The following is an 11,669-nucleotide window of genomic DNA, read 5'->3' as shown; positions in this document are numbered from 1 at the left end:
TGGCGGTCCGATACCCACGCGGTGAGGCGTCAACTCCTCCGCGCGCCGTGAGGTCCCGGGCGAGCCGACGAGCCCTCGGTAGGGCGTGGCGTGCTGCGCGTCAGGCGAACGCCGGCGCTTAGAACAGCCGCGACTCGACGTCGTCGATGCCTCGCATGGCGTCGTAGTCGAGCACGAGGCAGCGTATGCCGCGGTCGGTGGCCAGCACCCGGGCCTGGGGCTTGATCTCCTGGGCCGCGAAGACGCCTTGCACCGGGGCGAGCAGCGGGTCGCGGTTGAGCAGCTCGAGGTAGCGGGTGAGCTGCTCGACGCCGTCGATGTCGCCGCGGCGCTTGATCTCCACCGCGACCGAGGCGCCCGCGGGGTCCTTGGCCATGATGTCGACCGGGCCGATCGCCGTGGGGTACTCGCGCCGGACGAGCTGGTGCCCGGGGCCGAGCAGCTCGATCTGCTCGGCGAGCAGCTTCTGCAGGTGGGCCTCGACGCCGTCCTTGACGAGGCCCGGGTCGATGCCGAGCTCCACGGTGTGGTCGGCGACGACCTCGTGCACGCGCACGACCAGCCGGTCGTCGCTCTTGGCGTTCTGCACGGTCCACACCTCGCGCACGCCCTGCTCGGCGTCGCCGTCGTCGGGCTCGCCGACCGTGAGCCGGCACGGCGGGGACATCCAGTTCAGCGGCTTGTACGACCCGCCGTCGGAGTGGACGAGGACGGACCCGTCCGCCTTGATCATGAGCAGCCGAGTGGCGAGCGGCAGGTGGGCGTCCAGGCGCCCGGAGTAGTCCACGGAGCAGCTGGCAATGACGACGCGCACGACGGAGAACCTTACCTTCCGATTCGCGGCGACCAGCCACCCGCTCGTCAGCCGGTCAGAACCCCACGACGGTGACGGGTGGGACGTCGCCCGTGCGGAGGTGCTCGAGCACCTCGAGCTCGTGCGGGACCACGTGGGCAGGCAGCTCATCCAACGAGAACCACCTCATGGCAGCGGCCTTGTGCGGTTCACGCCGTTCGGGTCGGCCCAGCCACGTGTGCGCGGCGAAGAAGAAGTCCACGCGCTCGTCGATGGGATCACCGGTTCCGGCCGTGCGATGCATGACGGTGAGCGGTTCGAGGTCGGACGTGCGCAGCTCCACGCCGAGTTCCTCACGGGCCTCGCGGACGGCGGCCTCGAGGACGGACTCGCCGGCCTCGACATGGCCGGCGGCACCGAAGGACCAGTGCTCATCCATGTACCCGGTGTTGCGCCGCAAGGAGAGCAGGACCCGATCCAGGCACCCGCTCGTCGCTGGCTCGACGAGAAGGACATAGGCGGCCGGGATGACCTGGAACCGGTTCACCCGGGTGGCGCGCGCCCCCTTAGAGCCGCGGCTCCCCGCGCGGCGGGGCCGCCTCGAGCCAGCTCACCAGGCCGGCGAAGGCCTCGCGCACCATGGCCAGCTCGAGCTGCTCACCGCCGCACGCCACCCGCGCCTCGATGACGTGCCCGGCCCCCGCCCGCACCCGCCGCTCGAGCACGACGAGCCCGTCGCGGGTGAAGGAGCGCGACGGGCGCAGCCGCAGGGACACCAGCCGGTACCAGTCGATCCGGCCCGCGCCGTAGCAGGCGATGCCGCTGGTCCAGTCCTTCGCGCCGGTCCGGCGCAGGGCGCACTCGAACGAGCCCACCCGGTTGGCGATGCGCCGCACGCGCACCGCGAAGGCGACGACGAGGACGCCGAGCAGGACGAGGGCGAGAACCGCGAGCATTCCCCACGTGGTTCCCGCCCCCGTCAATGGCGCTCCTACTCCCCCAGGCCGCCGAGCAGCGCGGCGTCCGCCGCGCTCTCGAGCACGACCGTGACGTTGTCGCGGTCCACGGACACGAAGCCCTCGGTGACGTCGACCGTCACGAGCTCGCCGTCCGTCGGGGTGATGCGCACCGTGCCCTCGCGGAGCACGGCGAGCACCGGCTCACGCCCGGTGAGGATCCCGAGCTCGCCGTTCGCCGCGGGCACCACGACGCTCGTCGCCTCGCCCGTCCACACCGGGGCGTGCGTGGACACAACCTCTACCTTCATCGCCACCGTCGGGGCCTCCTTCGCTTCCGGCGCCCGCTCAGCGCAGCTCGGACTGGATCTTGTGCCAGTTGCGCTCGAGGTCCTCGATGCCGCCGATGTTGAAGAACGCCTGCTCGGGCACGTGGTCGTAGTCGCCGTTGGCGATGCGCTTGAACGCCTCGACGGTCTCGGCCACGGGCACCGTGGAGCCTTCCACGCCGGTGAACTTCACCGCGGTGTAGGTGTTCTGCGAGAGGTACTGCTCGATCCGCCGGGCGCGGGCCACGGTGATCTTGTCCTCCTCGGAGAGTTCGTCGACACCGAGGATGGCGATGATGTCCTGCAGCTCCTTGTTCTTCTGCAGGATCGACTTCACCCGGGTGGCCACGTCGTAGTGGTCCTGGCCCACGTACTGCGGGTCGAGGATGCGCGAGGTGGAGGCCAGCGGGTCCACCGCGGGGTACAGACCGCGCGAGGCGATGTCACGGGAGAGCTCCGTGGTCGCGTCAAGGTGCGCGAACGTCGTCGCCGGGGCGGGGTCGGTGTAGTCGTCGGCCGGCACGTAGATGGCCTGCAGGGACGTGATGGAGTGCCCGCGGGTGGAGGTGATGCGCTCCTGGAGCTGGCCCATCTCGTCCGCCAGGTTGGGCTGGTAGCCCACCGCGGAGGGCATGCGGCCCAGCAGCGTGGAGACCTCCGAGCCGGCCTGCGTGAAGCGGAAGATGTTGTCGATGAAGAGCAGCACCTCCTGCTTCTGCACGTCGCGGAAGTACTCGGCCATGGTCAGCGCCGACAGGGCCACGCGCAGACGCACGCCCGGCGGCTCGTCCATCTGGCCGAAGACGAGGGCGGTCTTGTCGAAGACGCCCGCGTCCTCCATCTCCATGATGAGGTCGTTGCCCTCACGGGTGCGCTCGCCGACACCGGCGAACACCGACACACCGCCGTGGTCCTGCGCGACGCGCTGGATCATCTCCTGGATGAGGACCGTCTTGCCCACGCCGGCGCCGCCGAACAGGCCGATCTTGCCGCCCTGGACGTACGGGGTGAGCAGGTCGATGACCTTGATGCCCGTCTCGAACATCTGGGTGCGCGACTCGAGCTGGTCGAAGGCCGGCGGCTCGCGGTGGATCGGCCAGCGCTCGGTGATCTCGAGCTGCTCGCCCTCCTGGAGGTTGAGGACGTCGCCGGTCACGTTGAACACGTGGCCCTTGGTGACGTCGCCGACGGGCACGGAGATCGGGGCGCCGGTGTCGCGCACCTCCTGGCCGCGCACCAGGCCGTCGGTCGGCTTCAGCGCGATGGCGCGCACGAGGTTGTCGCCCAGGTGCTGGGCCACCTCGAGGGTCATCTTCACCGGGCCGCTGGCCTCGCCCTCGCCCTGCGCCGCGAGGTTCACCTCGGTGGTCAGCGCGTTGTACATCTCGGGGATGGCGTCCGGCGGGAACTCGATGTCCACGACGGGCCCGGTGACGCGGGAGATCCGGCCGACGCCGGCTGCGCCCTGCTTCGGCGCTTCGGTGGATGTGGCAGTCATTGTCCTTGTTCCTTCACTTGTCCCGGGCGGCGGGGTGGGGGTCAGCGGCTCGACGCCAGCGCGTCGGCCCCGGAGACGATCTCGGTGATCTCGGAGGTGATGTCCGCCTGGCGCGCGGTGTTCGCCAGCCGGGTGTAGTCACGGATGAGGTTCTCGGCGTTGTCCGTGGCGGTGTGCATCGCCCGCTGCCGGGAGGCCAGCTCCGAGGCCGCCGCCATGAGCAGCTCGCCGTAGATGCGCCGGCGCACGTACATCGGCAGCAGCGCGTCGAGCACCTCGTCCGCCGACGGCTCGAACTCGTACAGGGGCAGCGCCTCGCCCTCGGCGGACCCCTCGCCCTCGACGACCTCGATGGGGAGCATGCGCCGCACCTGCGGCACCTGCGTCACCATCGTCTCGAACCGGGTGTAGACCACGTGCAGCTCGCTCACGCCGCCCTCCAGCACCGGGGCGAGGTAGGCGCCGAGCAGCGTGTCGGCGATCTCCCGCGCCCGCTGGGGCTGGGGGTTGTCCGACCCGTCGGTCCACGACCGGACGATCTCGCGGCCCCGGAACCGGAAGTAGCTCTCCCCGCGCCGGCCCGACACGTAGAGCGCCACCTCCTTGCCCTCGCCCTCGAGCCGCTCGATGAGCCGCTCGGTCTCGCGCAGGACGGTCGCCGAGTAGGCCCCGGCCATGCCGCGGTCCGAGGTCACGGCGAAGACCGCGACCCGGTTGGTGTCCGAGCGGCCCGCGATGAGCGGGTGGTTGAGGTTCGCGTGCGCGGAGACCGCCCCGACCGCCCGGATGAGCGCCCGGGTGTAGGCGTCGGTGCCCTGCGCCGCGTCGCGCGCCTTGCCGATGCGCGAGGCGGCGATGAGCTCCATGGCCCGGAAGACCTTCTTGAGCGTCTGCGTCGCCCGGATCTTCTGCTTGTAGACCCGCTGTGATCCCGCCATGCTCAGCCCCGCTTCGCGCTGACGATCTGCTCCTGCGTGCGCTCGGCCTCGACCTCGTCACCCTCGACCGCCGGCTCGGCGCCGAGCGCGTTGCCCTCGGAGTCGAGGAAGCCGCGGCGGAACTCCTCCACGCCGGAGCGCAGCGCCTCCTCGGTGGCGTCCTCGAGCTTGCCGGTCTCCCGGATGGTGGTGAGCACGTCGGAGTTGCGCCGCAGGTGGTCGAGCAGCTCGCTCTCGAAGCGACCGACGTCCTTGACGTCGACGTCGTCGAGGTAGCCGTTGGTGCCGGTCCAGATGGAGGCCACCTGGTCCTCGACCGCATACGGGGTGTACTGCGGCTGCTTGAGCAGCTCCATGAGCCGCTCGCCGCGGGTGAGCTGCTGGCGCGTGGTCGGGTCGAGGTCGGAGGCGAACATCGCGAACGCCGCCATCGACCGGTACTGCGCCAGGGTGATCTTCAGCGTGCCCGCGACCTTCTTCATCGCCTTGATCTGGGCGTCACCACCGACGCGGGACACCGAGATGCCGACGTCGACGGCGGGACGCTGGTTGGCGTTGAACAGGTCCGACTGCAGGAAGATCTGCCCGTCGGTGATGGAGATGACGTTGGTCGGGATGTACGCCGAGACGTCGTTCGCCTTGGTCTCGATGAGCGGCAGGCCGGTCATCGAACCGGCGCCGAGCTCGTCGGAGAGCTTCGCGCAGCGCTCGAGCAGACGCGAGTGCAGGTAGAACACGTCGCCCGGGTAGGCCTCGCGGCCCGGCGGGCGGCGCAGCAGCAGCGACACGGCGCGGTAGGCCTCGGCCTGCTTGGACAGGTCGTCGAAGACGATGAGGACGTGCTTGCCCTGGTACATCCAGTGCTGGCCGATGGCCGAGCCGGTGTAGGGCGCGATGTACTTGAAGCCGGCCGGGTCGGAGGCGGGGGCCGCGACGATCGTCGTGTACTCCAGCGCGCCGGCCTCCTCCAGCGCCCCGCGCACGGCGGCGATGGTCGAGCCCTTCTGGCCGACGGCGACGTAGATGCAGCGGACCTGCTTGCTCGGGTCGCCGGACTCCCAGTTCGCCTTCTGGTTGAGGATGGTGTCGATGGCGATGGCGGTCTTGCCGGTCTGGCGGTCGCCGATGATGAGCTGACGCTGGCCGCGCCCGATCGGGATCATCGAGTCGATGGCCTTGAGGCCGGTCTGGAGCGGCTCGTGCACGCTCTTGCGCATCATGACGCCGGGCGCCTGCAGCTCCAGGGCGCGGCGGCCCTCGATGCCGGCGATCTCGCCCAGGCCGTCGATGGGGTGGCCGAGCGGGTCGACGACGCGCCCGAGGTAGCCCTCGCCGACCGGCACGGAGAGCACCTCGCCGGTGCGGCGGACCTCCTGGCCCTCCTCGATGCCGGTGAACTCACCGAGGACGACGACGCCGATCTCGCGCACGTCGAGGTTCATCGCCAGGCCCAGGGTGCCGTCCTCGAAGCGCAGGAGCTCGTTGGCCATCGCACCGGGCAGGCCCTCGACCTGCGCGATGCCGTCGGCCGCCAGAGTGACGTGACCGACCTCTTCGCTCGCCGCCTGGGTGGGCTCATAGGAACTCACGAAGCTGTCCAGCGCAGCCCTGATCTCGTCGGGCCGGATCGTCAGCTCAGCCATTGGTCTTCCTTCACGTAGTGACCGCCGCGCGGTCGATGTCTCAGGTTCGGGGTGCGGGGTCAGCCCGCGAGCCGGCGCCGGGCGTCGGCGAGGCGGGTGGCCAGCGTGCCGTCGATGACGTCGTCGCCCACCTGCACCCGCACGCCGCCGAGCAGCTCGGGGTCGAGGCCGACGTGCACCTGCACGTCCCGGCCGTAGGTACGGCGCAGGATGGCCGCGAGCCGGTCGATCTGCTCCTGCGAGAGCGGGACCGCGGAGGTCACGGACGCCACCATGTGGGCCCGCCGGCGTGCGGCGAGCTCGGTGACGGTGCGCAGCGCGGTGGTCACCGAGCGGCGACGCAGCGACCGGGCGGCGCGAACGGCCAGCACGGAGGTCTCCGGGAAGACCTTGCCGTTGAGCACGGCCTCCATCAGGCCCGCGCGGCGCTCCGCGGGGAGGTTGCGGTCCTCGACGGCGTTGCGCAGCTCGCGCTCGTCGGCGAGCATCCGCACGAGGCGGTAGGACTCGTCCTCGACGTCGGCCAGCCGGCCCGCGGCCTGCGCGGCCGCCAGCACGGACTCCACCGCGAGGGACTCCACCGCCTCCGGCAGGTCCCGGTCGTCGGACCAGCGCTCGCGCACGAGCCCGGCGACGAGGTCGACCGCCTCGGCGTCGACCTTCCCGCCGAAGACGGCGCCCGCCAGCCGGGCCTTGTCCTCGCCGTCACGCGACGGGTCGGTCAGGGCCCGCCGCAGCGCGCCGGAGCCGTCGAGGACGTCGACGGCGCCGAAGAGCTGCTCGCCCAGGGTCCGGGCGCGCTCCCCCACCTCGCGCAGGACCGGCTCCCACCGCTCCTGCGCCCGCTCCAGGGCCGCCTCGCTGCTCGCACGCATCAGGCCTCCTGCACCTTCGCGTCCGCCGGGGCCTGCGCCGTCTGGGCGTCGAGCTCGTCGAGGAACCGGTCGATGACGCGGGACTGCAGCGCCCGGTCGGTGACCGACTCGCCGACGATGCGCGAGGCCAGCTCGCTGGCGAGCATGCCGACGTCGGTGCGCAGGGAGATCTGCGCGGCCTGCCGGTCGGCCTCGATCTGCCGCGCGGCGTTGGCGGTGACGCGGTCGGCCTCGGCCTGGGCCTTGGCCCGGGCGTCGCCGACGATCTGCTTGCCCTCTTCCTGGGCGCGCTCACGCACCTCGGCGGCCTCGCGGCGCGCGGCGCCGAGCTCGGCGGCGATCTGCTCCTCCGCCTGGGCGGCGGCCTGCTGGGCCTCCTCCGCCTGAGCGAGGCCGGCCTCGATCTTCGCGGCGCGCTCGTCGAGCATCGCGGTCAGTCGCGGCACGGCGTACTTCACGAGGAAGAACGCGATGATGACGACGCACACCGCCGACCAGAGGATGTCGTAGCTGGCCGGAAGGAGGACGTTGTGCTCCTCCGCCGCAGCCAGCACCAGGTCGGTGGGAGTCATCAGAAGACGAAGCCGGCGGCCAGGCCGATGAGGGCGAGCGCCTCGATGAGGGCGATACCGATGAACATGTTGACGCGCAGCGGGCCGGCGAGCTCGGGCTGGCGCGCGAGGGACTCCTGCGTCTTGCCGACGAGGATGCCCATGCCGATGCCCGGGCCGATCGCAGCGAGACCGTAACCGACGGTGGCGATGCTTCCGATCATGTCTGGGGATTTCCTTCCGTGGTGCGAACCGGGCCGGTCCCGGTGCGTGGGTGGTGGCGAGCCCGACGGGCCGCCGGGGTCAGTGGGCCTCGACGGACAGCTGGATGTACACCGCGGTGAGCAGGGCGAAGATGTACGCCTGCAGGAACGCGATGAAGAGCTCGAGGATCGTGAAGGCGAAGCCGGCGGCGAACGTCACCACGCCGACGACGGACAGGGCGCTGGCGGCCTCGAAGAAGAAGAAGCTCGTGGCGGCGAAGCACAGGACGAGCAGCAGGTGCCCGGCGAGCATGTTCGCCATGAGACGGACGGTCAGCGTGAGCGGGCGCAGGATGAACGTCGAGAAGAACTCGATCGGCGTGAGCAGGATGTAGACCGGCCACGGCACGCCCGGGGGGAAGAGCTGCGACTTGAGGAAGCGTCCGCCGCCGTGGTGCGCCTTGATGCCCGCGGCCACGAACGCCACGTACGCGATGATCGCGAAGATCAGCGGCAGGCCGATCACCGAGGATCCCGCGATGTTGAGGAACGGGATGATGCCGGTGATGTTCATCGTGAGGACACCGAAGAAGATCACGATGAGCAGCGGGGCGTACTTGCGGCCCAGCTCCTTGCCCAGCGACTCCTCGGCGATGTTCGAGCGCACGAAGTCGATCGCCAGCTCACCGAGGGACTGCCCCCGGCTGGGCACGAGGCGCGCGTTGCGGGACGCGAGCCAGAACAGCAGCACCAGCGCGGCCGTCGCGATGATCCGCACCAGCGTGATGCGGTTGAACTCGAAGATCGTGCCCTCGAACAGGATCGGCGCCGGGAAGAAGTCGGCGAGGGAGGGACCGTGGAAGCTGGCTCCCCCGTCCGCGGCCATGACCTGGCCCGGGGCGGTGAGCGTCAGCAGACTTACGACAGACAGGACGTCCCCCTGTGGCTCGTTCCGGCTCTCAGTGTGGTTTCCCGCGCATGCGCGAATCACGTCGCGCAGCCAGGGACTGCACAGAGCCTAACGCATGTTGACGCCCCCAAAGACCACCGCCCGGGCGGCGGACGGACGTCGACGCCGGCCCCCTCCGGCGCCGGTGGCGCTCGGCTCCCGGCGTCGGCGACCGGGCAGGTCAACCCCCGTCCACGCGGCGGGGCAGGCCCCCGTCGCCCGGCGCGGATCAGGCCTCGTCCTCCGACGGGGGCCGGGGCGGCTCGAACGTGGGCACGCGCGAACGCAGCACGGCCCGGGCCTCGATGACGAAGGAGCCCACGATGGCGAGCACGAGGACGACGAAGAACGCCCCGGGCGAGTAGAAGCCCTTGCCGCGCACGAGCGCGAGGAGCACGAGCAGCAGGACGAGCTTGACGATCCAGCCGCCCACGCCTGCGGCGCTGGCCACGTGCAGCGGCTTGTCGGCGGTGAGGAGCATCGTCGCGGCCGTGCCGACCATGAAGAGCGCGGCGACGCCGGCGCCCATGAGGGCCCCCCACAGCCCCGGCTGCCCGGCGACGAGGTAGCCGACCACCCCGCCGCCCACGGCGAGGACGAGGACGAGGAGGGTCAGCTGGCGCAGGATGCGCCGGAACATGTCCCGGGTGGCACCGGAGGTGTCGGGTGTCGGACCCGGCGCGGCGGAGGGGCGGTCGGTCATCGGGGCTGGTCCTTCGCGGGGTGAGGGGCGGCGATGGCGGGCGCGGTGTGGCGGCCGGCGGCGCGGGACGGGGCGGTGGGAGAGGACAGGGCGGGCGGGCCGACGGCGATGTCCGGCCCGGCGGCGACCTCGCGGCGCGCGGGCTCGCCGTCGCCGGCGGCGACCGGCCGATCGGCGGGAACCTCGGCCGGCGCAGCGGGGACCTCGGCCGGTGCGGCGACCTCGGCCGGTGCGGCGGCGTCGTCCGGCCAGGCGGCCTGCGGCGGGGCCGACGCGCCCTCGTCGTCCGGCCCGGCGGCCTCCGGCGCGGCCGAGGCGCCGCCCTCGGGCTCGGCGGCGTGGCGCAGGCCGGGCAGCTGGTTGTACGTCACGACCGCGGCGACGGCGATGGCGATGGCCGCCCCGACGGCGACCTGCAGCGGCGAGAACACGGCCAGCGCGACGGCGCTGAAGGCGAACACCGTCGTCCACAGGTACATGATGAGCACGGCCCGCCGGTGGCTGTGCCCCAGCCCCAGCAGGCGGTGGTGCAGGTGCATGCGGTCGGGATGGAACGGCGAGTGCCCGGCGCGCACGCGGCGCAGGACGGCGAGGGTCATGTCCAGCAGCGGCAGCAGCAGCACCGCCACCGGCAACAGGATCGGCACGTAGGCGGGCAGCACCTGCCCGGTGGAGACGGCGGCCGGGTCGATCTGCCCGGTGACGACGATGGCCGCGGCGGCGACGACGAGGCCGAGCAGCATGGACCCGGAGTCGCCCATGAAGATCTTCGCCGGGTTGAAGTTGTGCGGGAGGAAGCCCAGGCACACCCCCACCAGGGCGGCGATGACCGCGGTGGCGAGGTTGGCGTAGTTGCCCGGCTGCGCCTCGCGGGTGAGCAGGTAGGTGTAGAAGAAGAACGCGCCGCCGCCGATGGCGATCATGCCCGCGGCCAGCCCGTCGAGGCCGTCGACGAAGTTCACCGCGTTGATGCACACGACCACGACGAGGATCGTCGCGAACAGCGACAGCCGGCTCGAGCCGATCGTCAGCCCGAAGACCGGGAAGGTGATGAGCTGGACGCCCTGCCAGGCCATGAGTCCCGCGGCGAGCACCTGGCCGACCAGCTTGGTCATCCAGTCCAGGTCCCAGATGTCGTCGGCCACGCCGAGCAGGCACACCACCGTCGCGCCGCCGAGGATCGCCCAGGCGGTGGAGGTGTCCCAGAAGACGGCGTGCAGGAAGGGCACCTGCGAGCCCACCACCAGCGCCGCGGCGAGACCGGCCAGCATGGCCACGCCGCCCAGGCGCGGGGTGGGCACGGTGTGCACGTCCCGCGCCCGCACCGGGGTGAGGGCGCGGGTGACGTGCGCCAGCCGCCGCACGATCGGCGTGAGGAGGAACGTCACGGCCGCCGCGGTCAGCAGGACGAGCAGGTAGACCCTCACCTCGGGGCGTCACCCTCCCCGGTGGGGACCTCCGCGGCGGCGGCGTCGGCCGCGGGCTCGGTGTCGGCCGCCTCGGCGTCGTCGACGGCGGACCCGGTGTCGGCCGCCTCGGGCTCGCCGGCGGCGACCTCGTCCTCCGCCTCCGGCTGCTCCGCGGCCAGGTCCTCGGCGAGCTCGGGGGCGACCGCGGCCAGCTCGGCGCGCGAGAGCGCCCCCTGCCGCAGGATGGTGAGGCGCTCCGCCGTCGCGTCGACGATGGTGGAGGCCACGCCCCCGCCGGCGTGGCCGGCGTCGAGGTAGACGGCCACCTTGTCGCCGAAGTAGGCCACGGCCTGGGCGGCGGTGTTCGCCGACGGCTGCCCGGACAGGTTCGCGCTGGAGACGGCCAGCGGGCCGGTGCGCCGCAGCAGCGCCAGGGCGGTCTCGTCCGCGGGCATGCGCAGGGCCACGGTGCCGTCGGTGTCGCCCAGGTCCCAGGCGAGCGAGGGCTGCGCGAGGCAGATGATCGTCAGCGGGCCCGGCCAGAACGCCGTGACGAGGTCGCGGACCACGCCCGGCACCTCGGTGGCCAGGCCGTCGAGCGTCTCCGGGCTGCCGACGAGCACCGGCGGCGGCATCTGCCGCCCGCGGCCCTTGGCGGCCAGCAGGGCGGCGACGGCGCGGGCGTCGAACGCGTCGGCGGCGATGCCGTACACGGTGTCGGTGGGGATGACGGCGAGCGCCCCGCGCCCCAGGGCGTTGACGGCCTCGTCGAGGCCTGCGCTGCGTTCCTCCGGATCCTGGCAGTCGTACACATTCACACGG

The 11,669-nt window shown here is 72.1% G+C and carries 14 protein-coding genes; all 14 read right to left on the bottom strand.

All coding sequences use genetic code 11. The features are described 5' to 3' along the window. Window positions 1–118 precede the first annotated feature (118 nt). The 14 genes from nucS to GD880_RS04325 all read right to left on the bottom strand — a co-directional run bounded on the left by nucS (window position 119) and on the right by GD880_RS04325 (window position 11,665). Entirely contained in the window at window positions 119–814 is a 696-nt protein-coding gene (nucS, locus tag GD880_RS04390; protein ID WP_152230388.1) for an endonuclease NucS, read from the bottom strand. A 55-nt stretch (window positions 815–869) separates the two neighbouring features. Further along, the gene (locus GD880_RS04385) at window positions 870–1,340 is read right to left on the bottom strand and encodes an NUDIX domain-containing protein (RefSeq protein WP_152230387.1); all 471 of its coding nucleotides are present in this window, start codon (window positions 1,338–1,340) and stop codon (window positions 870–872) included. A gap of 19 nt (window positions 1,341–1,359) precedes the next feature. Further along, window positions 1,360–1,749: a DUF2550 family protein gene (locus GD880_RS04380; RefSeq protein WP_152230386.1), complete on the bottom strand. Its 390-nt coding sequence runs from the start codon at window positions 1,747–1,749 to the stop codon at window positions 1,360–1,362. 35 nt (window positions 1,750–1,784) lie between these two features. Then, the gene (locus GD880_RS04375) at window positions 1,785–2,060 is read right to left on the bottom strand and encodes a F0F1 ATP synthase subunit epsilon (RefSeq protein ID WP_319593244.1); all 276 of its coding nucleotides are present in this window, start codon (window positions 2,058–2,060) and stop codon (window positions 1,785–1,787) included. A gap of 37 nt (window positions 2,061–2,097) precedes the next feature. Further along, the gene (gene atpD, locus GD880_RS04370; RefSeq protein WP_152230384.1) at window positions 2,098–3,576 is read right to left on the bottom strand and encodes a F0F1 ATP synthase subunit beta; all 1,479 of its coding nucleotides are present in this window, start codon (window positions 3,574–3,576) and stop codon (window positions 2,098–2,100) included. A gap of 41 nt (window positions 3,577–3,617) precedes the next feature. Further along, window positions 3,618–4,514, bottom strand: coding sequence for a F0F1 ATP synthase subunit gamma (locus tag GD880_RS04365; protein ID WP_152230383.1), 897 nt, complete (start codon window positions 4,512–4,514; stop codon window positions 3,618–3,620). Between the two features lie 2 nt (window positions 4,515–4,516). Next, window positions 4,517–6,157 (bottom strand): F0F1 ATP synthase subunit alpha, encoded by a 1,641-nt coding sequence (atpA, locus tag GD880_RS04360; RefSeq protein WP_152230382.1) that lies wholly within the window; start codon window positions 6,155–6,157, stop codon window positions 4,517–4,519. Between the two features lie 59 nt (window positions 6,158–6,216). Beyond that, window positions 6,217–7,032, bottom strand: coding sequence for a F0F1 ATP synthase subunit delta (locus GD880_RS04355; protein WP_152230381.1), 816 nt, complete (start codon window positions 7,030–7,032; stop codon window positions 6,217–6,219). Beyond that, complete coding sequence (locus tag GD880_RS04350) at window positions 7,032–7,604, bottom strand: F0F1 ATP synthase subunit B (RefSeq protein WP_152230380.1); 573 nt, start codon at window positions 7,602–7,604, stop codon at window positions 7,032–7,034. The genes GD880_RS04355 and GD880_RS04350 overlap by 1 nt, the downstream gene beginning before the upstream one ends. Next, window positions 7,604–7,807, bottom strand: a complete 204-nt coding sequence (atpE, locus tag GD880_RS04345) for a F0F1 ATP synthase subunit C (protein ID WP_152202106.1) — start codon at window positions 7,805–7,807, stop codon at window positions 7,604–7,606. The genes GD880_RS04350 and atpE overlap by 1 nt, the downstream gene beginning before the upstream one ends. A gap of 79 nt (window positions 7,808–7,886) precedes the next feature. Then, entirely contained in the window at window positions 7,887–8,672 is a 786-nt protein-coding gene (gene atpB / locus GD880_RS04340; protein ID WP_152230379.1) for a F0F1 ATP synthase subunit A, read from the bottom strand. A gap of 292 nt (window positions 8,673–8,964) precedes the next feature. Next, the gene (locus GD880_RS04335) at window positions 8,965–9,438 is read right to left on the bottom strand and encodes a hypothetical protein (protein WP_152230378.1); all 474 of its coding nucleotides are present in this window, start codon (window positions 9,436–9,438) and stop codon (window positions 8,965–8,967) included. Continuing rightward, window positions 9,435–10,865, bottom strand: a complete 1,431-nt coding sequence (locus GD880_RS04330; protein ID WP_152230377.1) for a glycosyltransferase family 4 protein — start codon at window positions 10,863–10,865, stop codon at window positions 9,435–9,437. Before GD880_RS04330 ends, GD880_RS04335 begins: the two co-directional genes overlap by 4 nt. Next, a complete protein-coding gene (locus GD880_RS04325) occupies window positions 10,862–11,665 on the bottom strand; it encodes an L-threonylcarbamoyladenylate synthase (RefSeq protein WP_226909370.1) in 804 nt (267 codons plus the stop codon). Before GD880_RS04325 ends, GD880_RS04330 begins: the two co-directional genes overlap by 4 nt. Between the last annotated feature and the right edge of the window lie 4 nt (window positions 11,666–11,669).

This window comes from Georgenia ruanii, assembly GCF_009193175.1.
GTDB classification, from domain to species: domain Bacteria; phylum Actinomycetota; class Actinomycetes; order Actinomycetales; family Actinomycetaceae; genus Georgenia; species Georgenia ruanii.
Note: the sequence above shows the minus strand (reverse complement) of the source record. Positions and strands in the feature narration are given on the sequence as shown.

Excerpts from the sequence above, each read along its gene's own strand:
- GD880_RS04380 (WP_152230386.1), bottom strand. The coding sequence starts at position 1,749 with ATGCTCGCGGTTCTCGCCCTCGTCCTGCTCGGCGTCCTCGTCGTCGCC.
- GD880_RS04375 (WP_319593244.1), bottom strand. The coding sequence starts at position 2,060 with ATGAAGGTAGAGGTTGTGTCCACGCACGCCCCGGTGTGGACGGGCGAG.
- atpD (WP_152230384.1), bottom strand. The coding sequence starts at position 3,576 with ATGACTGCCACATCCACCGAAGCGCCGAAGCAGGGCGCAGCCGGCGTC.
- GD880_RS04365 (WP_152230383.1), bottom strand. The coding sequence starts at position 4,514 with ATGGCGGGATCACAGCGGGTCTACAAGCAGAAGATCCGGGCGACGCAG.
- atpA (WP_152230382.1), bottom strand. The coding sequence starts at position 6,157 with ATGGCTGAGCTGACGATCCGGCCCGACGAGATCAGGGCTGCGCTGGAC.
- GD880_RS04355 (WP_152230381.1), bottom strand. The coding sequence starts at position 7,032 with ATGCGTGCGAGCAGCGAGGCGGCCCTGGAGCGGGCGCAGGAGCGGTGG.
- GD880_RS04350 (WP_152230380.1), bottom strand. The coding sequence starts at position 7,604 with ATGACTCCCACCGACCTGGTGCTGGCTGCGGCGGAGGAGCACAACGTC.
- atpE (WP_152202106.1), bottom strand. The coding sequence starts at position 7,807 with ATGATCGGAAGCATCGCCACCGTCGGTTACGGTCTCGCTGCGATCGGC.
- atpB (WP_152230379.1), bottom strand. The coding sequence starts at position 8,672 with ATGGCCGCGGACGGGGGAGCCAGCTTCCACGGTCCCTCCCTCGCCGAC.
- GD880_RS04335 (WP_152230378.1), bottom strand. The coding sequence starts at position 9,438 with ATGACCGACCGCCCCTCCGCCGCGCCGGGTCCGACACCCGACACCTCC.